Annotated in this window: 26 protein-coding genes; 16 read left to right on the top strand and 10 right to left on the bottom strand. The window is 46.3% G+C overall.

Annotated elements, in window-relative coordinates; translation table 11 throughout:
- Positions 1 to 444 precede the first annotated feature (444 nt).
- The 6 genes from ilvG (at position 445) to EXZ60_RS14640 (ending at position 7,854) form a co-directional block, all read left to right on the top strand.
- Entirely contained in the window at positions 445 to 2,091 is a 1,647-nt protein-coding gene (gene ilvG, locus EXZ60_RS14665; RefSeq protein WP_017044151.1) for an acetolactate synthase 2 catalytic subunit, read from the top strand.
- The gene (gene ilvM, locus EXZ60_RS14660) at positions 2,091 to 2,375 is read left to right on the top strand and encodes an acetolactate synthase 2 small subunit (RefSeq protein WP_010319930.1); all 285 of its coding nucleotides are present in this window, start codon (positions 2,091 to 2,093) and stop codon (positions 2,373 to 2,375) included. The genes ilvG and ilvM overlap by 1 nt, the downstream gene beginning before the upstream one ends.
- A gap of 12 nt (positions 2,376 to 2,387) precedes the next feature.
- Positions 2,388 to 3,326 carry a branched-chain-amino-acid transaminase gene (gene ilvE, locus EXZ60_RS14655; protein ID WP_277435895.1) on the top strand — a complete coding sequence of 313 codons (939 nt, stop codon included), beginning with the start codon at positions 2,388 to 2,390 and terminating at the stop codon, positions 3,324 to 3,326.
- Between the two features lie 16 nt (positions 3,327 to 3,342).
- Positions 3,343 to 5,184, top strand: coding sequence for a dihydroxy-acid dehydratase (gene ilvD, locus EXZ60_RS14650; RefSeq protein ID WP_017044150.1), 1,842 nt, complete (start codon positions 3,343 to 3,345; stop codon positions 5,182 to 5,184).
- 3 nt (positions 5,185 to 5,187) lie between these two features.
- Positions 5,188 to 6,726, top strand: coding sequence for a threonine ammonia-lyase, biosynthetic (gene ilvA / locus EXZ60_RS14645; RefSeq protein ID WP_088728513.1), 1,539 nt, complete (start codon positions 5,188 to 5,190; stop codon positions 6,724 to 6,726).
- Between the two features lie 147 nt (positions 6,727 to 6,873).
- Positions 6,874 to 7,854, top strand: a complete 981-nt coding sequence (locus EXZ60_RS14640; protein ID WP_094166119.1) for an MDR family oxidoreductase — start codon at positions 6,874 to 6,876, stop codon at positions 7,852 to 7,854.
- 46 nt (positions 7,855 to 7,900) lie between these two features.
- On the opposite strand, the gene EXZ60_RS14635 is transcribed toward EXZ60_RS14640, so the two are convergent.
- Together EXZ60_RS14635 and EXZ60_RS14630 are read right to left on the bottom strand one after the other, a co-directional pair.
- Positions 7,901 to 8,845: a LysR family transcriptional regulator gene (locus tag EXZ60_RS14635; RefSeq protein ID WP_088728511.1), complete on the bottom strand. Its 945-nt coding sequence runs from the start codon at positions 8,843 to 8,845 to the stop codon at positions 7,901 to 7,903.
- A 156-nt stretch (positions 8,846 to 9,001) separates the two neighbouring features.
- A complete protein-coding gene (locus EXZ60_RS14630; RefSeq protein WP_010319936.1) occupies positions 9,002 to 9,187 on the bottom strand; it encodes a hypothetical protein in 186 nt (61 codons plus the stop codon).
- 133 nt (positions 9,188 to 9,320) lie between these two features.
- On the opposite strand from EXZ60_RS14630, the gene tusA reads away from it, so the two are divergent.
- Positions 9,321 to 9,569 (top strand): sulfurtransferase TusA, encoded by a 249-nt coding sequence (tusA, locus tag EXZ60_RS14625; RefSeq protein ID WP_020977692.1) that lies wholly within the window; start codon positions 9,321 to 9,323, stop codon positions 9,567 to 9,569.
- 83 nt (positions 9,570 to 9,652) lie between these two features.
- On the opposite strand, the gene EXZ60_RS14620 is transcribed toward tusA, so the two are convergent.
- A complete protein-coding gene (locus EXZ60_RS14620; RefSeq protein ID WP_010319938.1) occupies positions 9,653 to 9,913 on the bottom strand; it encodes a hypothetical protein in 261 nt (86 codons plus the stop codon).
- A 162-nt stretch (positions 9,914 to 10,075) separates the two neighbouring features.
- The gene (locus EXZ60_RS14615; RefSeq protein ID WP_017046363.1) at positions 10,076 to 10,630 is read right to left on the bottom strand and encodes a TMEM165/GDT1 family protein; all 555 of its coding nucleotides are present in this window, start codon (positions 10,628 to 10,630) and stop codon (positions 10,076 to 10,078) included.
- Between the two features lie 414 nt (positions 10,631 to 11,044).
- Between EXZ60_RS14615 and glyQ the strand changes: the two genes are divergently transcribed.
- The 3 genes from glyQ to EXZ60_RS14600 all read left to right on the top strand — a co-directional run bounded on the left by glyQ (position 11,045) and on the right by EXZ60_RS14600 (position 15,506).
- A complete protein-coding gene (gene glyQ / locus EXZ60_RS14610) occupies positions 11,045 to 11,962 on the top strand; it encodes a glycine--tRNA ligase subunit alpha (protein ID WP_013855568.1) in 918 nt (305 codons plus the stop codon).
- Position 11,963: 1 nt separating this feature from the next.
- Positions 11,964 to 14,045 (top strand): glycine--tRNA ligase subunit beta, encoded by a 2,082-nt coding sequence (gene glyS / locus EXZ60_RS14605; RefSeq protein WP_277435894.1) that lies wholly within the window; start codon positions 11,964 to 11,966, stop codon positions 14,043 to 14,045.
- Positions 14,046 to 14,258: 213 nt separating this feature from the next.
- Positions 14,259 to 15,506, top strand: coding sequence for a valine--pyruvate transaminase (locus EXZ60_RS14600; RefSeq protein WP_115339413.1), 1,248 nt, complete (start codon positions 14,259 to 14,261; stop codon positions 15,504 to 15,506).
- Between the two features lie 68 nt (positions 15,507 to 15,574).
- Here EXZ60_RS14600 and EXZ60_RS14595 read toward each other — a convergent pair whose 3' ends face one another.
- The 6 genes from EXZ60_RS14595 to dnaA all read right to left on the bottom strand — a co-directional run bounded on the left by EXZ60_RS14595 (position 15,575) and on the right by dnaA (position 23,430).
- Positions 15,575 to 16,012: an Hsp20 family protein gene (locus EXZ60_RS14595; protein ID WP_088731324.1), complete on the bottom strand. Its 438-nt coding sequence runs from the start codon at positions 16,010 to 16,012 to the stop codon at positions 15,575 to 15,577.
- A gap of 536 nt (positions 16,013 to 16,548) precedes the next feature.
- Positions 16,549 to 16,821, bottom strand: coding sequence for a GreA/GreB family elongation factor (locus EXZ60_RS14590; protein ID WP_017046366.1), 273 nt, complete (start codon positions 16,819 to 16,821; stop codon positions 16,549 to 16,551).
- Positions 16,822 to 17,326: 505 nt separating this feature from the next.
- Positions 17,327 to 19,744, bottom strand: a complete 2,418-nt coding sequence (gene gyrB / locus EXZ60_RS14585; RefSeq protein WP_013855574.1) for a DNA topoisomerase (ATP-hydrolyzing) subunit B — start codon at positions 19,742 to 19,744, stop codon at positions 17,327 to 17,329.
- A gap of 19 nt (positions 19,745 to 19,763) precedes the next feature.
- Complete coding sequence (recF, locus tag EXZ60_RS14580) at positions 19,764 to 20,843, bottom strand: DNA replication/repair protein RecF (RefSeq protein WP_013855575.1); 1,080 nt, start codon at positions 20,841 to 20,843, stop codon at positions 19,764 to 19,766.
- A gap of 9 nt (positions 20,844 to 20,852) precedes the next feature.
- A complete protein-coding gene (dnaN, locus tag EXZ60_RS14575; protein ID WP_277435893.1) occupies positions 20,853 to 21,953 on the bottom strand; it encodes a DNA polymerase III subunit beta in 1,101 nt (366 codons plus the stop codon).
- Between the two features lie 73 nt (positions 21,954 to 22,026).
- The gene (gene dnaA / locus EXZ60_RS14570) at positions 22,027 to 23,430 is read right to left on the bottom strand and encodes a chromosomal replication initiator protein DnaA (protein ID WP_010319947.1); all 1,404 of its coding nucleotides are present in this window, start codon (positions 23,428 to 23,430) and stop codon (positions 22,027 to 22,029) included.
- A gap of 309 nt (positions 23,431 to 23,739) precedes the next feature.
- On the opposite strand from dnaA, the gene EXZ60_RS14565 reads away from it, so the two are divergent.
- The 6 genes from EXZ60_RS14565 (at position 23,740) to yidD (ending at position 26,912) form a co-directional block, all read left to right on the top strand.
- Positions 23,740 to 24,489, top strand: a complete 750-nt coding sequence (locus EXZ60_RS14565) for an amino acid ABC transporter substrate-binding protein (RefSeq protein ID WP_194663603.1) — start codon at positions 23,740 to 23,742, stop codon at positions 24,487 to 24,489.
- 75 nt (positions 24,490 to 24,564) lie between these two features.
- On the top strand, positions 24,565 to 25,236 hold the full coding sequence (locus EXZ60_RS14560; RefSeq protein WP_010319949.1) for an amino acid ABC transporter permease: 672 nt from the start codon (positions 24,565 to 24,567) through the stop codon (positions 25,234 to 25,236).
- Positions 25,233 to 25,982, top strand: coding sequence for an amino acid ABC transporter ATP-binding protein (locus EXZ60_RS14555; protein ID WP_013855580.1), 750 nt, complete (start codon positions 25,233 to 25,235; stop codon positions 25,980 to 25,982). The genes EXZ60_RS14560 and EXZ60_RS14555 overlap by 4 nt, the downstream gene beginning before the upstream one ends.
- A 196-nt stretch (positions 25,983 to 26,178) precedes the next feature.
- Positions 26,179 to 26,316: a 50S ribosomal protein L34 gene (gene rpmH / locus EXZ60_RS14550; RefSeq protein WP_010319951.1), complete on the top strand. Its 138-nt coding sequence runs from the start codon at positions 26,179 to 26,181 to the stop codon at positions 26,314 to 26,316.
- Between the two features lie 12 nt (positions 26,317 to 26,328).
- Positions 26,329 to 26,685: a ribonuclease P protein component gene (gene rnpA, locus EXZ60_RS14545; protein ID WP_026027667.1), complete on the top strand. Its 357-nt coding sequence runs from the start codon at positions 26,329 to 26,331 to the stop codon at positions 26,683 to 26,685.
- Positions 26,652 to 26,912: a membrane protein insertion efficiency factor YidD gene (yidD, locus tag EXZ60_RS14540; protein WP_081265547.1), complete on the top strand. Its 261-nt coding sequence runs from the start codon at positions 26,652 to 26,654 to the stop codon at positions 26,910 to 26,912. The genes rnpA and yidD overlap by 34 nt, the downstream gene beginning before the upstream one ends.
- Positions 26,913 to 26,914 lie beyond the last annotated feature (2 nt).

Here is a 26,914-nt window from a genome sequence, read left to right as displayed (position 1 = left end):
TTCTGTTTCTGCGCCCTTATTTGCACACGAGAGATTGTTATATAGCTTGTTGTGATGCTGAAAGAATGTGAAAAAAGAATGAGTTTTTGCTTGTCATTTAACGGAATTGTGTGTTACCACTAGAGACGCAAACAATTTCGTAAGATATTACGCCAACTATTTTAAGAATTAAGTGATGAATTTGAACGCTCACATTAACCTACTGCTAAGCCTGATTATCGTGGTCATTATTGATTCCGCGCGGGGGCTAGTGGGCGCAAAATAACCACCAGATTCAAAAGACCCCCGCACTGAAAAGTCCGGGGGTTTTTTTACAACTATTAAACTAAAAAGTTCATACTGGTTGGCGATTATCCAACCCGATATGACAGGAAGAATGGGAGCGCACATGAAGTGCAAACACAACATGGTTTACTGTGCCATACACAGTTTGGGAGGGTTACGATGACAGGAGCACAACTGGTTGTAGCCGCATTAAAGCAGCAGGGAATCAAAACCGTTTTTGGTTATCCCGGCGGCGCTATTATGCCAATCTATGATGCATTATACGATGGCGGTGTAGAACACATTCTCTGTCGCCACGAACAAGGTGCAGCCATGGCGGCGATTGGCATGGCGCGCTCGACACAAGATGTCGCGGTGTGCATGGCCACCTCAGGACCCGGAGCGACCAATTTGGTCACCGGTCTTGCCGATGCATTTCTTGACTCAATCCCCCTCGTCGCCATCACCGGCCAAGTCGCAAGCTCACACATTGGTACCGATGCTTTTCAAGAGATGGACGTGATTGGTATGTCACTCTCTTGCACCAAACACAGCTACCTCGTTACCGATATCCACGATCTCGCACCCACCCTTGCCGAAGCCTTTGAAGTAGCGAAAGCGGGTCGCCCCGGCCCGGTGATTGTGGATATCGCCAAAGATGTACAACTGGCAAAAACCCCCGTGACTGAGCTACCTGCGTTCACTGCGCCAGCCATGCCAGTTGCCAGCCAAGAGCAGCTTCACGCAGCGCAACAACTGCTTTCACAAAGCTCTCGTCCTGTATTGTATGTTGGCGGTGGCGTTCAATTGGCCAAAGCGACCGATTCCGTACGCGAGTTTTTACGCCTCAATCCGATGCCATCAGTAAGCACCTTAAAAGGCTTGGGCACGATTGAGCGTCATGATCCGCATTACCTTGGCATGCTTGGTATGCACGGGACTAAGGCGGCAAACTTGGTCGTTCAAGAGTGTGATTTGTTGATTGTGGTTGGAGCGCGCTTTGATGACCGAGTAACGGGAAAACTGGATACTTTTGCACCACACGCCAAAGTGATTCATATCGATATCGATGCGGCCGAGTTTAATAAACTCCGTATCGCCAATGCGTCACTACGTGGTGACATCAATCTCATTCTTCCACAACTGGAACTGACGCGTGATATCGCACCGTGGGTTCACCACAGTGAAAGTTTGCGCAGTGGCTTTAAGTGGCGCTATGACCACCCGGGCGATCTCATTTTTGCACCATTGTTACTCAAACAACTGTCCGACATGATGCCCGATTCAGCCATCGTCTCAACCGACGTTGGCCAACATCAAATGTGGGCCGCGCAGCACATTCAGCCGCGTGCTCCACAGAACTTCATCACCTCAGCTGGCCTTGGAACTATGGGCTTTGGGTTGCCCGCCTCAATGGGTGCTGCCGTTGCTCGCCCAGATGATCAATCCATTCTCATTTCCGGGGATGGCTCGTTCATGATGAATGTTCAAGAACTTGGTACGCTCAAGCGCCGCCAAATCCCGGTCAAGATGGTACTACTGAACAACCATCGTTTGGGTATGGTGCGCCAATGGCAATCGCTGTTCTTTGATGGCCGCCATAGTGAAACGATTTTGGATGACAACCCAGATTTCGTGATGCTAGCTAAGGCGTTCGATATTCCTGGCAAAACCATCACCAAAAAAGAAGAAGTTGAACCAGCACTTAAAGAAATGCTGGCCAGCAAAACAGCTTATCTGCTTCACGTTTTGATTGATGAAGAAGAAAACGTATGGCCGCTTGTACCACCGGGCGCCTCAAATAGTGATATGTTGGAGAACACCTAATGGATAGATACCTATTAGACATCAAAGCCGATGATAAACCGGTGCTATTAGAGCGTGTTCTGCGCGTGATTCGCCATCGTGGATTTGTGATAAAACAAGTGGCCGCAACGCAAAACCACGCCAGCAAAGTCGCCAGTGTTGAAATCATTGTTGATAGTGATCGCCCCATCAGCACACTGATCAATCAAATTGAAAAATTATGGGATATTCGCAGTGTCGATGTCACCCCAATAAAAAATAACGAACTACCGAATAACAATTTACAACAAAAGATTTGTGCATAAGGAAGGCAATAAATGGCAACAAAAACTGCAGATTACATTTGGTTCAACGGTGAAATGGTTCCGTGGGCAAATGCAAACGTTCATGTACTGACACACGCAATGCACTACGGCACCTCGGTGTTTGAAGGTGTGCGTTGTTATAACACTCCTAAAGGTCCAATCGTCTTCCGTCATAAAGAGCACGCTCAACGCCTGAAAGATTCAGCAAAAATTTACCGTTTCCCTATCCCCTATACGATAGAAGAGATCATGGAAGCGACACGTGAAACATTGCGCGTCAATAAACTGGATTCAGCCTACATTCGCCCACTTGGCTTTGTTGGCAACGTCGGCCTTGGCGTTTGCCCCCCAGTGAACACTGAAATGGAGTTAATCATTGCCGCCTTCCCTTGGGGTGCTTACTTAGGTGATGAAGCGCTAGAAAATGGTGTGGATGCGATGGTTTCTAGCTGGCATCGCGCTGCGCCAAACACCATTCCAACCGCAGCCAAAGCGGGTGGTAACTATTTATCGTCTCTGCTTGTCGGTGGTGAAGCTCGTCGTCATGGCTATGCCGAAGGTATCGCCTTAAGCGTGGATGGTTATTTATCTGAAGGTGCAGGCGAAAACATTTTCGTCATCAAAAACGGTGTGCTGCTCACGCCACCAACCACCAGCTCCATCTTGCCGGGTATCACGCGTGATTCGATCATGACGCTGGCTAAAGAGATGGGTTACAAAGTGCGTGAAGTAAACATTGCGCGTGAAGCTCTCTACCTTGCTGACGAAATTTTTATGACTGGCACCGCCGCCGAAATCGTCCCAGTACGGAGCGTAGACCAAATTACGGTTGGAGAGGGCAAACGTGGGCCAATCACGAAAGTGATGCAAGAAGCTTACTTTGGCCTATTTAACGGCACCACTGAAGACAAATGGGGCTGGTTGGATTACGTGTACCCACAACCGAAGTAATAGAGGACGATAGACAATGCCAAAGTATAGATCCGCAACGACGACACACGGACGTAATATGGCTGGAGCGCGCGCATTATGGCGCGCCACTGGCGTCAAAGATGAAGATTTCGGTAAGCCGATTATTGCGGTGGTTAACTCGTTCACTCAATTCGTACCGGGCCACGTGCACCTCAAAGATATGGGGCAATTGGTTGCGGGTGAAATCGAAAAAGCCGGCGGCATCGCCAAAGAATTTAATACCATCGCGGTAGATGATGGTATCGCCATGGGACATGGCGGCATGCTGTACTCACTGCCCTCACGCGAGTTGATCGCAGACTCTGTCGAGTACATGGTTAATGCGCACTGCGCTGACGCGATGGTCTGCATTTCCAACTGCGACAAAATCACCCCTGGGATGATGATGGCGGCACTGCGCATTAATATTCCCGTCATCTTTGTTTCTGGCGGGCCAATGGAAGCGGGTAAAACCAAGCTTTCTGATCAAATCATCAAACTCGATTTAGTCGATGCGATGATCCAAGGCGCTGACCCAAAAGTCTCCGATGCACAAAGTGAACAAATTGAACGCTCGGCCTGCCCAACCTGTGGTTCTTGTTCTGGCATGTTTACCGCCAACTCAATGAACTGTCTCACCGAAGCGTTGGGACTTTCTCAACCGGGTAATGGTTCGATGTTGGCCACGCATGCCGATCGTGAAGCGCTCTTCATCAACGCAGGTAAACGCATAGTTGAATTAACCAAGCGTTACTACGAGCAAGATGATGCATCCGCCTTACCGCGTAATATTGCCAACAAAGCCGCATTCGAAAATGCGATGGCGCTCGATATTGCCATGGGCGGCTCAACCAACACCGTATTGCACCTATTAGCAGGCGCTCAAGAAGGTGAAATCGATTTTGACATGGGTGATATCGACCGCATGTCACGCCGCGTACCTCATCTGTGTAAAGTCGCGCCATCGACTCAAAAATATCACATGGAAGATGTGCACCGCGCGGGTGGTGTGATGGCGATTCTTGGTGAATTGGATCGCGCAGGCCTCATCAATAATCAAACTCACACCGTGTTGGGTTTATCGATGAAAGAGCAGTTGGCTCAATACGACATCATGCAAACCCAAGATGAAGACGTCTTAACCTTTTTCCGTGCCGGTCCTGCGGGTATTCGTACCACTAAAGCCTTCTCGCAACAGTGCCGATGGGATCGCCTCGATGACGATCGCAAAGAAGGCTGTATTCGTACCAAAGAACATGCTTTTAGCCAAGATGGTGGCCTAGCCGTTCTATCAGGCAACATTGCCGTTGATGGCTGTATTGTAAAAACAGCAGGGGTTGATGAAGGTAGTCTGATATTTGAAGGCCCAGCCGTGGTCTTTGAAAGCCAAGAAAGTGCCGTTGAAGGTATTTTAGGCGGTAAAGTGAAGGCCGGTGATGTTGTCGTCATCCGCTATGAAGGCCCGAAAGGCGGCCCGGGTATGCAAGAAATGCTTTACCCAACCACCTACCTCAAATCAATGGGGCTAGGCAAAGAGTGCGCGCTACTGACTGACGGTCGTTTCTCTGGCGGGACTTCCGGTTTATCAATTGGTCACGTTTCTCCAGAAGCTGCCAACGGCGGAACGATAGGTTTGGTGAACTCTGGGGATATTATCGCCATCGATATTCCAAACCGCTCGATTACGCTCAACGTTTCAGAAGCTGAACTGGCTGAGCGCCGCGTAAAACAAGACCAGCTCGGTTGGAAACCTGTCAATCGCCAGCGTGAAGTCTCTTTGGCATTGAAAGCCTACGCAAGTATGGCAACCAGCGCTGATAAAGGGGCTGTTCGAGACAAATCTAAGCTCGAGGGCTAGCGGATGAGCGACTCAGGTAACGCAACTCAAACTGGCGCAGATTATCTGCGCCAAATCCTGCGCGCTCCCGTTTATGACGTCGCAACGGTAACGCCACTACAGGATATGCCCCGTTTGTCAGCGCGCATTAAAAATCGCGTTCAGCTCAAGCGTGAAGATCGCCAGCCTGTACACTCTTTTAAATTACGCGGCGCTTATAATATGGTGTCGAGTTTATCTGAAGCGCAAAAGCAAGCAGGGGTGATTGCCGCGTCAGCAGGCAACCACGCGCAGGGAATGGCTCTATCGGGAACAAAATTAGGCATTAAAACCACCATTGTGATGCCTAAAACTACCCCTGATATCAAAGTCGAAGCGGTGCGCGGTTTTGGCGGTTTGGTGATTTTGCATGGCAACAACTTTGATGAAGCCAAAGCCGAAGCGGAACGCTTGGCTCACGAGCAAGGTTATACGTTTGTCCCACCGTTCGATCACCCACTGGTCATTGCAGGGCAAGGCACGATTGGCATGGAAATGCTGCAACAAAATGGCCACCTTGATTACATTTTTGTACCAGTCGGCGGTGGCGGTTTAGCCGCTGGGGTCGCGGTGCTGATCAAACAGCTGATGCCAGAAATCAAAGTCATTGCGGTTGAACCTGAAGATTCTGCTTGTTTAAAAGCAGCACTCGAGGCAGGTAAACCCGTGGTGCTTGACCAAGTCAGCATGTTTGCCGACGGTGTCGCGGTAAAACGTATTGGTGATGAAACCTTCCGTTTGTGTCAGCAATACATTGATGGCCACATCACGGTATCAAGCGATGAAATCTGCTCGGCGGTTAAAGATATCTTCGAAGACACGCGTGCGATTGCCGAACCTTCTGGAGCGCTTGCTCTGGCTGGTCTGAAGAAATTCGCGGAAAAACATAAGCTGGTGGATAAACAGTTAGGCACCGTACTTTCAGGGGCTAACACCAATTTCCACGGCTTGCGTTACGTGTCGGAGCGATGTGAGCTAGGCGAAAAACGTGAAGGGCTTTTGGCGGTGACCATACCTGAACGCCAAGGCGCGTTTTTTGAGTTTTGTAATATCATTGGCGGTCGCGCGGTCACCGAGTTCAACTATCGCTATAACGATGACAAGCTGGCCAACATTTTCGTCGGTGTACGCCTGTTAAGTGGGCAAGAAGAGCTCGACAACATCATTCACGATTTACGCCATGGTGGCTACCCTGTGGTGGATCTATCGGATGATGAAATGGCCAAACTGCATGTCCGTTATATGATTGGAGGCAAACCCTCTAAGCCGCTAAAAGAGCGATTATATAGCTTCGAATTTCCGGAATATCCGGGCGCTCTGCTGAAATTTCTCAGCACGCTTGGCACACACTGGAACATTAGCTTGTTTAATTACCGCAATCATGGCGCCGATTATGGGCGCGTATTGTGTGGTTTTGAACTCGAAGAGAGCGATTTAAACCGCTTCTCCGCTCACCTTAGAGAATTGGGTTACCAATGCAAAGATGAGACAGACAATCCTTCATACCAGTTCTTCTTATCCTAAAGCTCAATGCCAGTCCCACGACTGGCATTTTTTATGAGTGATGCATAATACGCATAGAACCAATGCTAAAGTTTCATTTTAGTCATAGTTAATTCAGTACTACACTTAGCGACATCTTATGCTTGCTGTGCCAATCTGGAGATCCGAATGTTTAAAGCGTTAATCCTTAATCAACAAGAAAAAAACACAGTTGCCACCATTGAACAAATCGACGAATCACAATTACCGCAAGGTGAAGTTTTAGTCGCGGTCGATTACTCATCATTGAATTACAAAGATGGTTTAGCCATTACAGGTAAAGGCAAAATCATTCGCAATTTCCCTATGGTACCGGGCATTGATCTTGCGGGAACCGTACTTGAATCCCAAGATACTCGCTACCAAAGCGGTGATAAAGTTGTACTAACCGGTTGGGGAGTGGGTGAAAACCATTGGGGTGGTATGGCGCAAAAAGCACGCTTGAAAGCCGATTGGTTAGTACCACTCGCGCACGGCCTTGATAGCAAAAAAGCGATGATGATTGGCACTGCTGGCTTTACTGCCATGCTTTGCGTGCAAGCCATTTTAGATGCGGGTATTCAACCGGAAAAGGGTGAAATATTGGTGACGGGTGCCAGTGGCGGCGTGGGTTCAGTTGCTGTAACACTATTAGCTAAGCTAGGTTATACAGTTGCTGCGGTAACGGGTCGTGTTGAACAAAATGGTCCACTGCTAGAAAAACTAGGAGCAAGCCGCATTATTGATCGCAGCGAATTTGAAGAGCCAGCTCGTCCGCTGGAAAAACAGATTTGGGCTGGCGCGGTCGATACAGTAGGCAGCAAAATGTTAGCCAAAGTGTTAGCCCAAATGGACTACAACAGCACAGTTGCCGCGTGTGGTTTAGCGGGTGGTTTTGATTTACCCACCACCGTCATGCCGTTCATTTTGCGCAATGTACGCCTGCAAGGTGTCGACTCCGTCTCTTGCCCGCTAGAAAAACGCATGGCAGCATGGGAAAGCTTAGCGAAACTGCTACCTGCAAGCTACTTTGAGCAAGCGTGTGAAGAAATCACCCTCGAACAAACAGCGCAGTACGCTGAAACGATCACCAATGGTCAAGTAACTGGTCGCGTGGTGATTAAGCTTTAAAACATTCATTCATCAAGCTTTGGTCTTACTCAAAGCTTGATGATTTTTATCCCTCTAACTGCATCTCTTCAATACGCTTAGCAATCAACCGGCTGCACTCTTGTTTGACGATCTGCCTTAACCATTCTTGGGCAGGAGAATGCTCACATCGCGAGTGCCAAATCATAGAGTAGTCAAACGGCGTAAACTGAAACGGTAACGGCTTCACCACCAATGCGTAACGCTCTGCCACTAAATAGGCCAGATCCGCAGGCACCGTAATAATCAATGGCATGGTATCAACAATCGCTAGCGCAGCTTCTAAATGATAGGCTCTGAGCACCATTTTCCGTTTAGGCTGCCCACTTAATGCTTGTTCAATTAAGGCATTAACACCATCACTGATCGCAATCATCGCATGCGGGTATGTCAGGTAATCCGCTAAAGAGATTTGCCGATTCGCCAACGGATGGTGTTGGGAGAGCAAACAAAGCACACCGACTCGCCCAAGCACCTCACTCATCAATGGTGCTACTGGCGACGTTGGGCGACAAATCGCTAAATCAGCCCCTTCATAAGTCAGTTGATCGGCCAACCTATCATGCTGCAAAGGTAAAAACTCAAACGACACGTTTGGTGCCTCTTGATATATCCTTGGTAAAGCAAACGGTAAGATGGTCTGCATTGCGTAATCTGTCGTGGCAATGGTGAAGGTTTGTTCACATTGCTGGGGGTCAAATTCAATAGGTGAAAGGATTTGACGTAGAGACTCCAATGGCTCGCCTAAGGCGCGATTAAGCTCCAGCGCTTTTTCAGTCGGAATGAGATGCTGACCTTGACGCGTAAAAAGAGGATCATTGAGCAGATCACGTAACCGGCCTAATACACGGCTCATGGCTGACTGGCTAAGATTTAAACGCTGGGCCGCTTTACTGACACTGCTCTCTTCTATCAACACTCTCAGTGCAATCAATAAATTCAGATCGCGACGATAGATATCTTCCAACTCCATGCAATAACCCCACTTTTGTCATTGGTAAATAGGCTCAGTGTACGCGTTAGGCAAAAAAAATCCCGCCTTTCAGCGGGGAAGCCCAAGAAAATGGGGATAGTGTCGGAATGTGTTACGTGTCGTATTAGTGCAATGCGTTGATCAATATGTGATGGATTAGTGATTCTGCTCTTCTGAGATGCCTTTCCAAAGATGCATCTCAAGCCAGATCCCAACCAGTGACGCACTGACACCAAAAAGTGGCATCCATGACGTTTCTGCAGGCGTTCGCATCACTAAGGCACAAAATGAGATAAAGCAGAGAACCGAATAAATGGTTAACCTATCAAGCGCTGTTAACATAAGTGCCTCACCAAATTGTTATCAACTTGTTAAGTAAGTTAAAACAAAAAGATCACTTTGCCAAGTGGTTATTGAATATTTTTTCCTCGCCAGTATTATCTACGCCTTGCGATAACATCGATTAGGTTTGAATATGACATTTGATCCGGCACTTGCCACACAAATACTCGAAGCCGAAGGATTGCGCTGTCCCGAGCCTGTAATGATGGTCAGAAAAACCATTCGAACCATGCAAGATGGCGAAATTTTACTAGTGAAAGCCGATGACCCGTCAACCACTCGAGACATTCCCAGTTTTTGCCGCTTTATGGATCATCAGTTAATTGCGGAGAAAGTGGACACATTGCCCTATCTCTATTTGATTAAGAAAGGATTGAGTTAAGCCTCGATCTAAGTGATGCGTACGCAAAAGAAAAGGCGACCTCAAAAAGGCCGCCTTTTGCTATTGATTCATTGCGCTGCACACTACTCATTAAACTCGATGGTGCGGATCTCTGATTGCAGTTTTGTGATCTGCTTTTGCAGGGTTCGAATTTCATCGTGCATCGGGATAATGTGCGCGACTCGGATCCAAGATTCCACCATTAAGCCACACAATATGATTGCGCCGGCCACCATGGGTAGCCACATTTCCGTCAACGCCATACCCAACAACGTCAGCACAAAACCGAACGTAAACAAGTAACTTTGGCTCTTGGCGGTCATTCCCATATAACGTGTCAGCATATGCATTCCCTCTTAGACTTGCATCATCTAGCACTACAGTAACATGACCAGTATGGCATAAATTTGTCACTCATCACTCATCACGCAACCGTAGACGTTGGGCGACAAGTTGAGTAATAAATTGTGTCACGCTCACTCGCCCAATCATCTAATCGATTGGAATTACCAAATCGCCGCGCCGATCGCTAATATCAAAAAGAGTACCGCCGTGATTTTACGAATAAGTCCTAGCGGCATTTTATCGGCGGATAATTTACCAATCAGCACCACAGGTACGTTAGCCAGCAACATACCAATCGTCGTTCCGAGCACCACCCACAGTAGAGCATCCGCATATTGCGCACCAAGAATAGACGTTGCTATTTGGGTTTTATCGCCAATTTCAGCGACAAAAAAAGCGATGAAGCTAGCGACAAAAGGACCTCGATTGGTAATCTTTTCATCACCGTCGAGTTTGTCTGGAATTAACACCCAACCCGCCATGGCAAGGAAGCTGGCGACCAACACCCATTTAAGGATTTCTGGTGACAGGTAATCGGCAACGACCACGCCCAGCCAAGCAGCGAGTGCATGGTTAACCATCGTTGCGACAAAAATGGCGGCAATAATAGGCAAAGGTTTACGATAACGACTGGCTAGCAGCAGAGAAAGCAGTTGGGTTTTATCGCCAATTTCAGCTAAGGCGACGGTAGTAATTGAAATAGCTAATACGCTCACGACAGGCTCAATGGGGCGGGATAATTATAATAACCATAGACAAACGCCACTCCCCGCCCCGGTTTGTGATGTTTGTCTAAGGTCTTGCTAAGCTAAAATGACTTTAGCCTCGAACGCCACGGTGATTTGGCACCAATTATGTTGACGAACGAACCATTAAGATAAGAAATCTCACTGGTAAGCTACTCCCCAAAGACGGCGCAATTCTAATCAGGCCGAGTGAAAATCTCAAGTTAGAAATAAGTCAAAATCGTTCATGTGCAGGAATTTGGCACAATCGATGCGATAAATTCGACCAAAACGGATTTTCGACCATTAATTAAGCAAGATTACCCCTACTCGCTGAGCGAATATCTGGGTATACTTGTTCGTTATTTTCATCCATTCAGACAGAAGAATCGCGCGAACCTGACTATGCAAAAATACGATATCAAAACCTTTCAGGGTATGATCCTCGCGCTGCAGGATTATTGGGCCCAACAAGGCTGTACCATTGTTCAACCATTAGACATGGAAGTTGGTGCAGGAACCTCTCACCCAATGACATGCCTGCGAGCTTTAGGCCCAGAGCCCATTGCAACGGCGTATGTTCAACCCTCTCGTCGCCCAACGGACGGTCGTTATGGTGAAAACCCAAACCGCCTGCAACACTATTACCAATTCCAAGTCATCATCAAACCTTCACCAGACAACATTCAAGAGTTGTATCTGGGGTCTTTAGAGGTGCTCGGTGTTGACCCACTAGTACACGATATTCGTTTCGTGGAAGATAACTGGGAAAACCCAACCTTAGGTGCTTGGGGTCTTGGCTGGGAAGTGTGGCTAAACGGCATGGAAGTAACTCAATTTACTTACTTCCAACAAGTCGGTGGCCTTGAGTGCAAGCCTGTCACCGGCGAAATAACTTACGGTATTGAACGTCTTGCCATGTATATTCAAGGCGTGGATTCAGTGTATGACTTAGTCTGGACAGATGGCCCATTAGGTAAAGTCACCTATGGTGACATTTACCATCAAAATGAAGTCGAACAATCCACTTACAACTTCGAACACGCGGATGTCGATTTTCTTTTCACTTTCTTCGACCAGTGCGAAAAAGAGTGTAAGCATCTACTTGAGCTAGAAAAACCGCTGCCACTTCCTGCCTATGAGCGTATTTTGAAAGCGGGCCATGCCTTTAACCTATTGGACGCGCGTAAAGCGATTTCGGTGACAGAACGTCAACGTTACATCCTACGCATCCGTAACCTGACCAAAGCGGTTGCAGAAGCGTACTACGCATCTCGTGAAGCACTCGGCTTCCCTATGTGTAAAAAGGGTGAGGACAAATAAGATGGCAAAAGAATTTCTAATTGAATTAGGCACAGAAGAGCTACCACCAAAACAACTTCGCACTTTGGCTGAAGCGTTTGCGGCTAACTTTGCCGCAGAATTGAAAACCGCTGAACTGGCACACGAAGGCATCAAATGGTTTGCAACCCCTCGCCGTTTAGCACTGAAAGTGACCAACTTGGCCCAAGGTCAAGCGGATAAAGTGGTCGAAAAACGTGGCCCCGCTATTTCTGTTGCTTTTGATGCCGATGGCAATCCAACCAAAGCAGCACAAGGCTGGGCGCGTGGTAACGGCATTACTGTTGAGCAAGCGGATCGCCTAACAACAGAACAAGGTGAATGGCTACTGTTCAAACAGGAAGTCAAAGGCCAAGATGCCAAAGCCATTGTGGTTGAACTTGCCGCCAAAGCGTTAGCAAACTTGCCTATCGCCAAACCCATGCGCTGGGGTGATAAAGAAACACAATTTATCCGCCCAGTAAAAACTCTGACTATTTTGATGGGTGATGAACTGATCGAAGGTGAGATCTTAGGCGTAGCTTCTGCGCGCACCATTCGTGGCCACCGCTTTATGGGCGAAAAAGAGTTCACCATCGATTCAGCAGAGCAATACCCAGCGATTTTAGAACAGCGCGGTAAAGTAATCGCCGATTACGATGCACGTAAAGCAATAATTATTGCGGATGCACAAAAAGCAGCGCTACAGGTTGGCGGTGTTGCCGATCTTGACGATGACTTGGTTGAAGAAGTGACCTCACTGGTTGAATGGCCAGTGGTGCTGACGGCGAAATTTGAAGAAAAATTCCTTAAAGTACCGTCAGAAGCTTTGGTTTACACCATGAAAGGTGACCAAAAATACTTCCCGGTTTATTCTCATCAGATGAGCGATGCGAATAAGCAATTGCTGCCTAACTTTATTTTCGTCTCTAACATCGAGTCGAAAGAGCCTCGCCATGTTATCGAAGGCAACGAGAAAGTCGTTCGTCCACGCTTAGCGGACGCGGAATTCTTCTTTAATACCGATCTCAAAAGCAAATTAGTCGATCGTCTACCACGACTAGAAACCGCGATTTTCCAACAGCAGTTGGGTACGATTAAAGATAAAACTGACCGTATTACTGAACTGGCTGGTTACATTGCAGAACAGATTGGCGCGGATGTAGAAAAATCAAAACGTGCGGGCTTACTGGCTAAATGCGATTTGATGACCTCAATGGTGTTTGAATTTACCGACACGCAAGGCGTGATGGGTATGCATTATGCTCGCCATGACGGAGAAGCAGAAGAAGTCGCCGTTGCACTAAACGAACAGTACATGCCACGCTTTGCTGGCGATGCTCTGCCAACCAATGGCGTTTCCGCCGCTGTGGCAATCGCAGACAAGCTAGACACCATAGTCGGCATCTTCGGTATTGGCCAAGCACCAAAAGGCTCGGATCCCTTTGCTCTGCGTCGCGCATCACTGGGTGTACTGCGCATCATCGTTGAATACGGCTATAACTTGGACTTAGTTGACCTCGTAGCAAAAGCGAAATCGCTGTTTGGTGATCGCCTTACCAACGACAACGTTGAGCACGATGTAATTGAGTTTATGCTTGGCCGTTTCCGTGCTTGGTATCAAGATGAAGGTTTTAGCGTCGACATCATCCAAGCGGTACTTGCTCGTCGTCCAACCAAACCCGCTGATTTTGACAAACGTGTTAAAGCAGTTTCCCACTTCCGTGAACTGGACGCGGCTGAAGCCCTAGCGGCGGCAAACAAGCGTGTCGGTAACATTTTAGCGAAATTTGACGGTGAACTGGCTGCAGAAATCAGCCTAACACTTCTTCAAGAAGCGGCCGAAAAAGCCTTAGCGGAAGAAGTGGAAGTGATGACCGAAGCACTAGAACCTGCTTTCGCTACCGGTGATTACCAACAAGCACTGAGCAAGCTGGCAGCACTACGTGAACCTGTTGATGCTTTCTTTGATAATGTCATGGTGATGGCAGACGATGAAGCATTAAAACAAAACCGTTTAACGCTGCTCAACAACTTGCGTAATCTGTTCCTACAAATTGCTGATATTTCACTGCTGCAAAAGTAGTCGCTGATATTTCGGCACACAAATTAATCTATCAAAGCCCAGCGGCCATCCGCTGGGCTTTTTGTTTTATCTGACCGCAGTGTGTTATTTGGCGAAAAATAGTGCTTTGACTCGCAAAAACATTGGGGTATGTTCAAGGATTACTCGATGGGCATGGCATCGTTTCATGCCCCTTTATGCAAGCAAATACAAGAATGAATTAGGCAGTCAGCAATGCAGTTTTCGAAATTTGGTGAAAAATTTAATCAGTATTCCGGTATTACCCAGTTAATGGACGATCTCAATGATGGCCTGCGCACCGCCGGAGCCATTATGCTCGGCGGTGGTAACCCAGCCGCCATTCCCGCCATGATTGACTACTTTCATCAAACCAGTGCTGACATGCTTAGCAGTGGTGAACTGATCGCTGCCCTCGCCAACTATGATGGCCCACAAGGTAAAGATCTGTTCGTTAAATCTCTCGCAAAACTGCTCAAAGAAACCTATGGCTGGGAAATCAGTGAAAAGAACATTAGCTTAACCAATGGCAGCCAGAGTGGATTTTTCTATCTATTTAATCTATTTGCTGGCCAGCAAGCTGATGGTTCACATAAGAAAATTTTACTGCCATTAGCGCCTGAATATATTGGTTATGGTGATGCCGGGATAGATGAAGATATTTTTGTCTCCTATCGCCCAGAAATAGAACTACTCGACAATGGCTTATTCAAATACCACGTGGATTTCGAAACCTTGAGCGTGGATTCGTCGGTAGCCGCCATTTGTGCTTCCCGTCCAACCAATCCGACGGGAAATGTGCTCACAGAACAAGAGATCCACAAGCTCGATAAGCTGGCTAGAGAGAACAATATCCCACTGATTATCGACAATGCATACGGCGTTCCATTTCCCAATATCATTTTTGAAGAGATTGAACCCTTTTGGAATGACAACACCATTTTATGCATGAGCCTTTCGAAACTGGGTTTACCCGGTGTGCGCTGCGGTATCGTCATTGCCAACGAAACCATTACCCAAGCATTAACCAACATGAATGGCATCATTAGCTTAGCGCCAGGCAGCATCGGCCCAGCCATTGCTCATCATATGATTGAAAAAGGCGATCTATTAAGGCTCAGTCGCGATGTGATCAAGCCCTTTTACCAGCAGAAATCACAAAGGGCAGTCGAGTTACTCAAGCAAGCCATTAGCGACCCGCGCTTTCGTATCCATAAACCAGAAGGGGCGATCTTTTTATGGCTCTGGTTTGATGAGCTCCCGATCACCACGATGGAACTTTACCAACGTCTAAAAGCCAGAGGAGTATTGATTGTACCGGGTGAATATTTCTTTATTGGTCAACAAGACGATTGGCAACACGCGCATCAGTGTCTGCGCATGAACTACGTGCAAGATGATGAAGCCATGCAAAAGGGCATTCAAATTATTGCTCAAGAAGTGGCATTAGCGTATCAACAGTAATTCATCCTTTCTGCCATGAAAAAGAGCGCCAAAAGGCGCTCTTTCACTACTTTAATGTGGCCAGTAACTTAATTGTTCTCAATTAAGTTTTTACCATTAATCGCAATTTTACGTGGTTGCATCGCTTCAGGTGTTTCACGTTCAAGATCCACGTGTAGCAAGCCATTTTCCATTGTGGCTCCGAGTACTTTGACATAGTCGGCCAATTGGAATTTACGTTCAAAATCGCGCTCAGCAATACCTTGGTAGACGTAGTTTTTATTCTCTTCGGGTTTACGTTCGCCACGCACAATCAGCGTATTTTCTTGTTGAGTAATCTCAATCTGCTCTTCAGAAAAACCAGCTACCGCCATCGTGATGCGATATTTATCGTCGTCTTGCTGTTCAATATTGTACGGAGGGTAACCCGCAGAGCTATTCTTCGCTGAACTGGATTCCATCATGTTTAATAGACGGTCAAAACCAATTGCGTTGCGGTATAAAGGAGTGAAATCTACTGTTCTCATCATACTATCCTCATCATAAGCAATAGCCTTAGCGCATAGACGCTAAGCCGTTAGCAGCCATTCTTTCAACATGGAGCTAACAACACATTTAATAATCACAACACAAGGCTCCTCTTAAGAGAGCAAACCTGTGTCGCCATTCCAGAGGTCCTTACGGCATCCTCTTCATTGATAGATATAGGGGCACTAAAATTCTTTTCAAGGATTTTTTGAAAAATTTTTTAGTTCCCGCTAAAGCGAACAGAAACTAGAAAGAGGACATCGAATCAAACTGATACTCCGTAGAGTTACAAAGCCTTCATTAGCAGGATATAGAGTCAATACAGAGACATAAAAAAGCCTAACGATATCATTAGGCTTTATTTTGCACTTTAACCGATGAAAACTTATTTTATTTTCCACGTTTTTTCCTTTCTTTAATTACACTGCTTTCTTCCATTTTTTCTTGCTTTAATTTCCGCTTTTCTTTTAGGCTAAGTTGCGCTTTTTTCATATCTTTCTTACTCATAGTAATCTCCTTATTTTAACGAAGAAATTTAATTTACACACGTTAGTGACTTTTCAGGAAGAATATTAACCACTTTATATTCTCGCTCTTTTCCTAAAATATATAATTTAAAACACTCTTGTTCACGTAATCCAAAAATAGAAGCGCCTAAATAAGAGTAAAGTGATACGAGACCATCATTAGGGTTGTTCCGCTCACCAAGCACTATAATAATTTGATAAGGTTGACACTTTTCTGTATCAACAAAGCTGACCCTATCTCCAACGTTGACTCGGCGCTCTGCCGTAGAATATCTGGCCAATGATTCTGCTTCTATTCTCTCGAAAAGAGTCAGTAAAATCAGTGGAGACTGATAGGTAACAAATAAGCTTGTTATTATTTTACTTTTAAAAAAACAAGCCAACGCTTAAATAAGTTGATATTTATTACTCCTTACAATAATTCCAAAAATAGATTAGATAATATCCGAAAGTTAGACCTTCGGATTTATTACTGTAAGATAAATAACAAACCCACATCTCCTAAAAAGTAATTAATGAATACTATATCGGCCAAAAAATATAATTCAAGCTTATAAAAACCTCTAAAAACATGGAATAAAATAAAATAGTAGATACTTTTTTTTATTGAGAGAAAATCCCAATAAAAAAACGTTTATGACCTTTTATCCTTGAAGACAACCTAAGATAAGTAGAAAGTGTTGATACTAAAAATGGTTGCTCCCACGTTGGGTGACTTTGTATTGACCATAAAAAAACACCGCTCTTGCGAAACGGTGTTTTTGGGATTTGCTTTATAGCAACGACTTAGACATCGAGGTTGGCAACTTTTAAGGCGTTCTCTTCGATGAATGCGCGACGCGGCTCAACTTGATCACCCATCAAGGTGGTAAACAGTTCATCAGCACCAACAGCATCTTCAATCGTGACTTGCAGCATACGGCGAGATTCAGGATCCATCGTCGTTTCCCACAACTGATCTGGGTTCATTTCACCTAGACCTTTGTAGCGTTGTAGGCTTAGGCCACGACGAGACTCTTTAATTAACCAGTTCAACGCATCAACAAAGTTATCGACAGGTTGAATACGCTCGCCACGTTGAATGTAAGCCCCTTCTTCAACTAAGCCATAAAGTGCTTCAGAAAGGTCAGCCAGCTTGCTGTACTCTTTCGAATTGAGCAAATCAGCACTTAATAGATGTTGGTGCGTTACACCATGAGTGCGCACTACAATCTTAGGCTGATAAATACCAAGCTCTGCATTGTGCTCAGTTTCAATGCTGTATTGGCTTGCGCCAACTTCTTTCGCATTTAACTGCTCCACCAGCTGTTTGCCCCACGCTTCTACTACTGCAGAATCAGCGCATTGATCAACAATGATACGCGGCATATAGATGAATTCATGGATCAAGGCGTAAGGGTAGCGGCGGCTCATGCGCTCCACCAGCTTAATGGCGACATTGTATTGCTTAACCAAGGTTTCTAACGCTTCGCCTGCTAATGCTGGCGCTTGAGGGTTAACATGCAATGAGGCACCATCCAATGCCAAAGCAACTTGGTATTGGTTCATCGCATCTTCATCTTTGATGTACTGCTCTTGCTTGCCTTTTTTCACTTTATACAAAGGCGGTTGAGCAATGTAGATGTAGCCACGCTCAATCAGCTCAGGCATTTGACGATAGAAGAAGGTCAACAGTAGCGTACGGATGTGCGAACCATCGACGTCCGCATCGGTCATGATGATGATGTTGTGATAACGCAGTTTGTCTGGGTTATATTCATCACGGCCAATGCCACAGCCTAATGCGGTGATAAGCGTTGCTACTTCTTGCGAAGAAAGCATTTTGTCGAAACGTGCTTTTTCAACGTTAAGAATTTTACCTTTCAGTGGCAAAATCGCTTGGTTTTTACGGTTGCGTCCCTGCTTGGCAGAACCGCCAGCAGAGTCCCCTTCCACTATGTACAGTTCAGATAGTGCAGGATCTTTTTCTTGGCAATCGGCGAGTTTACCCGGCAAACCGGCAAGATCTAACGCACCTTTACGACGTGTCATTTCACGCGCTTTACGCGCCGCTTCACGAGCACGAGCCGCATCAATGATTTTTGAACAGACCATTTTGGCTTCACTTGGGTTTTCAGCCAAAAACTCCGCCAATTTCTCACCCATTGCCGACTCAACCGCAGATTTCACCTCGGATGAAACCAATTTATCTTTAGTTTGGCTAGAGAACTTAGGATCCGGCACTTTCACTGAAACCACCGCGGTTAAACCTTCACGAGCATCATCACCCGAGGTCGCCGCTTGCGCTTTTTTCGAGAAGCCTTCTTTATCCATGAAGGTGTTTAGGGTACGAGTTAACGCCCCACGGAAACCCGCTAAGTGGGCACCACCATCACGTTGAGGAATGTTGTTGGTAAAGCAGTAAATGTTTTCTTGGAAACCATCGTTCCACTGCATCGCCACTTCCACGGTAATCCCATCGTCACGCTCAGAGCTGAAATGGAATACTTTTTCATGGATCGGCGTTTTATTGCGGTTTAAATGGCCAACAAACGCTTTAATACCACCTTCATATCTGAAGTGGTCTTTTTTGTCTTCTTCGCGTTCATCAAACAGTTTGATGGATACACCAGAGTTTAGGAAAGAGAGCTCACGCAGACGCTTAGCTAAAATATCGTAATGGAATTCAATGTTGGTAAAGGTTTCAGCACTTGGCCAAAAACGCAGGGTTGTCCCTGTTTTATCGGTTTCACCCACCACAGCCAACGGCGCTTGTGGCACACCGTGACAATAAGTTTGTGTGTGGATAGCGCCGTTACGATAGATAGTCAGTAGCACTTTTTCAGACAGCGCGTTGACGACGGACACACCGACACCATGCAGACCACCCGAAACCTTGTATGAGTTGTCATCAAATTTACCGCCCGCATGCAGAACCGTCATAATAACTTCCGCGGCAGAAACTTGTTCTTCTTCGTGAAGGTCGGTAGGAATACCACGGCCATCATCGCTAACTGAAACTGAATTGTCTTCGTGAATAGTCACTACGATGTCTTTACAGTGACCTGCCAACGCTTCATCAATTGAGTTATCCACCACCTCAAAAACCATGTGGTGCAGACCGGTGCCATCATCCGTGTCGCCGATGTACATTCCTGGACGTTTACGAACCGCGTCCAGACCCTTCAGTACCTTAATACTCGATGAATCGTAATTATTCGACATGAGTTACTCTCTCACTATTTTATCCGTGCTCTATTGTGCCATGTTCCACATGAAACATCTTGCTGTTTGACTCAATCATGTCTGCAACTTGGCCTTGCGTAATAGAACTTACAAAAACTTGTGCCCCCGTCGATTTTAAGCAATCCGCTAAACGCTTACGACGATGGCTATCTAATTCGGAAGCAAAGTCATCAATTAAATAGATGCATTGCTTACCTGTCAGCTCGGTTAAGTGTTGTCCTTGTGCGACGCGCAGTGCACACACCATTAATTTAAGCTGACCGCGTGATAGAACATCTTCAACCGGTGTTCCATTGACCTTTATTTTTAAATCCGCTTTGTTCGGGCCACTGAATGTGTAGCCTAGCGATTGATCGCGTTCGAAGTTTTTCTCGAGGATTTGTTGATAGGGCGTCTCTTTTTCCCAACCACGATAATACTTCATTTGCACATCAAATTCTGGCAAAAAACTGCGACACAACGCCTCGGCAACACACTTCATTTGCGTCACATAATGTGTGCGCCATGCATCGATTTGTTCAGCCAAGCGCGCCATCTCCTGATCCCAATAACTGAGTTCACGATAATGGGTTGCCGTTTTTAACAACGCATTGCGCTGCTTATTGAGGCGCTTAAAACGCCCCCATGCATCATAAAAGGCAGGTTCACTATGAAATACCCCCCAATCAATAAATGCACGTCGTTGTTTTGGTCCATCGGTGAGCAGATCAAACCCTTCCGGATGAATTAGTTGCAAAGGTAAAACTTGTGCCAGTTGCGCCAGTTTTTGCCCAGATTGACCGCCTATTTTAACCTCTGTTGAACCGTCACGCTGCTTATTAATGCCAATCGGTAGCTCAAATTGATCCGAGGTCAAAAAACGCCCATGCACAAACAGCTCCTGACACTCATTTTGTATGACGCGTCCGGTTAAGGCGCTTTTGAACGAGCGACCATGACCCAGCAGGTAAATCGCTTCCAATACACTGGTTTTGCCGCTGCCATTAGGGCCAATAAGAAAGTTAAAGCCTGATGATAATGGGATATCACAGGCTTTAATATTGCGAAATTGTTGGACGATTAAACGAGTCAGCGGCATTGCGCAAACTTAAAGTCGGATCGGCATGACGACATACATCGCGCTGTCGTCATCGCGATTTTCAATCAGCGCGCTGGCGTTGGCGTCAGACATCGATACACGAACCTGTTCACAACGTAATGTATTCAGTACATCGAGTACATAGCTGACGTTAAAACCGATTTCGATGGCGTCGCCTTCAAAGGTGACATCCAACAACTCTTCCGCTTCTTCTTGCTCTGGGTTGTTGGCGGTAATACGCATTTCATTATCCGCAAGATTAACCCGTACCCCGCGAAACTTTTCATTTGAGAGAATCGCGGCACGAGAAAATGCCTGACGTAACTCATCACAGCCCGTTTCTAAGGTTTTGGTCGTTTGCTGTGGCATAACGCGGCGATAATCAGGGAAGCGGCCATCAACCAGCTTAGAAGTGAAGATGAAATTATTCACTTGGGCGCGCAAATTTGAGCTACCAATTTGCAGCACAACCGCCTGTTCTGGCGCATCAAGTAACTTGACCAGTTCCTGTACCCCTTTACGCGGCACGATGATCTGTTTATTGGCAAAATCCGCGCTGAGTGCCGTTTGCGAAACCGCCATACGGTGTCCATCGGTTGCCACAGAGCGCAAGGTTGAACCGTCGATTTCAAATAGCATACCGTTCAGGTAATAACGCACATCTTGGTTAGCCATCGAAAACTGGGTTTTCTCAATTAAACTACGCAGTTCTGCCTGAGTGAGCGACACTTCCACTTCACTTTGCCAATCTTCAATATTAGGAAAGTCACTGGCAGGTAAGGTTGCCAGAGAGAAACGGCTACGGCCAGAACGCATCTGAATGCGATCGCCTTCCAATACCACGGTGATCACGGCGCTATCGGGCAAGCCGCGACAAATATCTAAAAATTTACGCGCAGGGACAGTGATGCTTCCTGCTTCGCACTCACCTTCAAGTGTCACACGGCTAATCAGTTCGACTTCAAGATCGGTCGCCGTCATCGACAGCTCGTTCTCTTCCACTTTGAGCAACAAATTACCAAGAATTGGCAAAGTCGCACGTCCGCCTAATGTTCCAGATACTTGCTGAAGTGGCTTAATGAAGTGGCTACGTTCAATAGTAAATTTCATAGTTAGCTCTTACGATGTTATCGGGCAACCCTAAATGTGAGGGTTAAAATAGCTGATATAAGAAGGTTGTGCATCAAGAAGACAGGGTACGAATTAAATTCGAATAGTCTTCTTTGATGTCGTGGCTCTCTTCACGTAGCTGCTGGATTTTACGGCAAGCGTGCAGCACTGTCGTATGATCTCGGCCACCAAACGCATCACCAATTTCAGGCAAGCTGTGGTTAGTCAGCTCTTTAGCTAGTGCCATCGCCAACTGGCGTGGACGAGCAACCGAACGAGAGCGACGTTTAGAAAGCAAATCCGCCACTTTAATTTTGTAGTATTCCGCCACGGTCTTTTGAATGTTATCAATGGTGACCAATTTTTCTTGCAAAGCTAATAAGTCACGCAGCGCTTCACGCACAAAATCGATGGTGATCGGACGGCCAGTAAAGTTAGCGTTGGCGATAACACGGTTTAGTGCGCCTTCCAATTCACGCACGTTGGAACGTAAGCGTTTGGCAATAAAAAAGGCAACTTCATCGGCAAGATGAATTTGGTGATCTTCTGCCTTCTTCATTAAAATCGCGACACGCGTTTCAAGCTCTGGTGGCTCAATCGCAACCGTCAAACCCCAACCAAAACGAGATTTAAGGCGATCTTCCACCCCATTGATCTCTTTCGGATAGCGGTCGGAAGTCAAAATGATTTGTTGGTTACCTTCAAGCAGTGCGTTAAAGGTATGAAAGAACTCTTCTTGCGAACGCTCTTTATTGGCAAAGAATTGAATATCATCGATCAAGAGTGCATCAACACTGCGGTAATAGCGTTTGAACTCTTCAATCGCATTATTTTGCAGCGCTTTCACCATATCTTGCACGAAACGCTCTGAGTGCATGTAAATCACTTTCGCATTCGGGTTGTTATCAACAATCGCATTACCAACGGCGTGCAATAAATGTGTTTTACCTAGCCCTGTACCACCGTATAAGAAGAGTGGGTTATAGGCCGCGCCAGGGTTATCGGAAACTTGACGCGCTGCAGCCAAACCGAGTTGGTTCGATTTACCTTCAACGAAGTTATTGAACTTATGTTTAGGGTTAACGTTTGATCTGTGATTAATGTCTGCCACAACCGTGTCGTTTTCCCACGTACGATGTACTGGTTTACGCGCTTGTAACTGTGCAGGAGCTGAAGATTCAGCCGCGACATCCGCTTGAGTACGAACGGGAGCAGCTTTAGGCGCGCTGACCCGGCGACTACCCACTTCAAAACGCAGGTTCGGGGTATCGTGGCCACAATGCTCTTGCAGTAGTCGGTTGATGCTGTTGATGTATTTATCGCGCACCCAATCAAGCACAAATCGGTTTGGGGCGAATAAAGTGAGAGTATTGTCATTGAGCTCCGCTTGTAACGGACGTACCCACATGCTGAATTCCGCTGCTGGTAACTCTTCTTGAAGCTGTTGCAAACATTGCAACCAAAGCGAAGATGACACGGTTGCCCTCACCCTAAGTAAATGATCGAAAAGACTGGCGATTTTACCTGTTGATAACCAAGATCGCCAGCGATTGATCCGTGATCCAGTGAATAAGATCGAAGTTATTCACACAATTTGCGCTTGATTTTTGTCGATCTTCACAATTAGCACCACTTTACCCACACGATGATCCACATATACAAGGATCCTCTATACTTATCCCCAATTGTGTCACTATGTTCGGTTATGGTTAATAACTACTGGTTATTTATTCTATTGAGTGCTTTACCAGTAACATCCCTCTCTATAAATATAAGGAGTTTCAAGATGAAAAACTGGGTTAAAGTCGCCATTACTGCAATTGCACTATCCGCTGCAAGCGTACACGCGGCAACGGAAATAAAAGTCGGCATGTCAGGGCGCTATTTTCCATTCACTTTTGTCAAACAAGACAAGCTGCAAGGCTTTGAAGTGGATGTTTGGGATGAGATAGGTAAACGCAATGATTACGACGTAAAATATGTTACGGCTAATTTCTCCGGTCTCTTTGGCCTGCTTGAAACTGGCCGAATTGATACCATTTCAAACCAAATCACCGTCACAGAAGCACGTAAAGCGAAATACTTATTTGCTGACCCGTATGTCATCGACGGTGCACAAATTACCGTTCGCAAAGGTAATGACAGCATTAAAGGGATTGACGATCTTGCCGGCAAAACCGTCGCGGTCAATTTAGGCTCAAACTTCGAGCAGCTACTGCGCAGCTTTGACAAAGACAATAAAATCATCATCAAAACTTACGATACTGGCATTGAACATGACGTTGCTCTTGGCCGTGTTGATGCGTTTGTGATGGATCGCCTTTCGGCTCTGGAATTGATTAAAACAACGGGCTTACCGTTGCAATTGGCTGGTCACCCTTTTGAAACCATTGAAAACGCTTGGCCGTTTGTTAACAACGAGCAAGGCCAAAAACTGCAAGCTGAAGTGAATCAAGCGTTAGCCTCGATGCGCGCTGATGGCACACTGAGTGCGATTTCTGAAAAATGGTTTGCTGCCGATATCACCAATAAGTAAATTCCCCTATTATCAAAAGATAGGATTGAGGTGGAACCACACATTCCACCTTTTTTGTTTTAAAAAGGTAAGCCGATGGGATTTGATTTTCACTATATGCTTGAGCTGATGCCAATACTGCTCAGGTATTTAGGCACCACCATGGAGATGGCGACTTGGGGCTTAGTGTTTGCTTTGATCCTGTCGGTCATTTTAGCCAATATTCGTGTGTTCAAAGTGCCCATTTTGGATCCGCTAAGCCAGCTGTACATCAGCTTTTTCCGCGGTACTCCCCTGCTGGTACAACTATTTCTACTCTACTATGGTCTGCCGCAAGTGTTACCGTGGATGGTCGGTTTAAATGCATTTAGCGCCGCGGTGATCGGGCTAACTCTTCACTTCGCCGCTTATATGGCAGAAAGTATTCGCGCCGCCATTTTGGGTATTGATCGCAGCCAAATGGAAGCGAGTTTGTCTGTGGGTATGACCACAAGCCAAGCAATGCGCCGCATTATTTTGCCGCAAGCCACTCGTATCGCGTTGCCATCATTAATGAATTACTTCATTGATATGATCAAATCGACCTCATTAGCTTTTACATTAGGAGTCGCTGAGATCATGGCTAGAGCGCAGATGGAAGCTTCGTCAAGCTTTCGCTTCTTTGAAGCTTTCCTCGCCGTTGCATTAATTTACTGGGCCGTAGTGGTGGTACTGACTCGGGTACAAATTTGGGCTGAAGAGAGACTCAATAAGGCGTATGTACGATGATTAAACTCGATAATATTCATAAGCGCTTTGGCGATACTGAAGTGCTCAAAGGCATCAGCTTAGCAATAGAAAAAGGTGAAATCATCGTCATTATTGGCTCAAGCGGTACAGGTAAATCGACCTTACTGCGCTGCGTCAACTTCCTAGAACGCGCAGACCAAGGCTCCATTACTATTGATGATGTCACCGTCGACACCCAGCAACAGACCAAAGCAGATGTATTAGCACTGCGCAGAAAAACAGGCTTTGTTTTTCAAAACTACGCGCTGTTTGCTCATATGACGGCGAGGCAAAATGTCGCCGAAGGGCTCATTACGGTGCACGGTTGGAAAAAAGATCTCGCCCTGACCCGTGCGCAGCAGATTTTGGATGACATCGGTCTTGGGGATAAAGGAGAGAGTTATCCCGCAGCGCTTTCTGGTGGCCAGCAGCAGCGCGTTGGGATCGGCCGTGCGATGGCGCTACAACCAGAATTGCTGCTATTTGATGAACCTACGTCAGCACTCGATCCTGAATGGGTTGGCGAAGTGCTTGCTTTAATGAAGAAATTAGCCACTCATCACCAAACAATGCTGGTGGTTACCCATGAGATGCAGTTTGCAAAGGAGGTAGCCGATCGCGTGATCTTCATGGCCGATGGGCAAATTGTAGAGCAAGGCTCTCCACAGGATATCTTTGGTAATCCACAGGATCCTAAGCTCAAGAAATTTTTAAATCAGGTGGGGATCGACGAAGGATCCTTGTGATTTAAAGGAGACTGCGTATAATCCCCCGACCGGAATTTTAGTGAACCCAATCGTTGACACTTATTGTGACAGTGATTACAATTCCGCCTCTTTGTTGAGAGGCGTCGGATTCCTTTCTTTCTATTAAAGAAGCGAAAATATACCCACGCCGGGTTTATTTGAACCTAAAAACTACTGATCAGTAAGGTAATTACACATGTCTAAACGCACTTTTCAACCTACCGTTCTAAAGCGCAAGCGTACTCACGGTTTCCGTGCACGCATGGCAACTAAGAATGGCCGTAAGGTTATTAATGCACGTCGTGCTAAAGGCCGCGCGCGCCTGTCAAAATAATTCGCGATTATTTTGAATACGTACGCGTTCAATCGGGAGTTACGTTTGTTAACTCCCGAACATTATAAAAAAGTCTTCCAGCAAGCGCACAGCGCAGGCTCTCCCCATTTCACTATCATTGCTCGCGAAAACGCTCTTACCCACCCAAGGTTAGGGTTGGCCGTCCCCAAAAAACAGATCAAAACTGCTGTTGGCCGTAATCGCTTCAAACGCCTCGCTCGCGAAAGCTTCCGTAATAAACAGCATCAACTTCCTAACAAAGATTTTGTTGTGATTGCGAAAAAGAGCGCGCAAGATTTAAGCAATGAAGAAATGTTCAAACTATTTGAAAAATTATGGCATCGCCTGTCTCGCCCTTCGCGTGGTTAGCAATCGGATTCGTCCGTTTTTACCAAGGAATCATCAGTCCTCTGCTTGGACCACGCTGTCGTTTTACTCCAACCTGTTCAAACTATGCGATAGAAGCGTTGAAAGCTCACGGTTTTGTAAAAGGGTGTTGGTTATCAGGCAAACGTCTATTAAAATGCCACCCTTTGAACGAAGGGGGTTTTGACCCCGTTCCGCCACCAGTCCAAAAACAAGACAGAGATAATTAACG

Origin of the sequence: Vibrio sp. 1151_11, from assembly GCF_029478525.1 — a bacterium.
GTDB lineage: Bacteria > Pseudomonadota > Gammaproteobacteria > Enterobacterales > Vibrionaceae > Vibrio > Vibrio anguillarum.
This window is presented reverse-complemented; position numbering and strand designations above follow the sequence as displayed.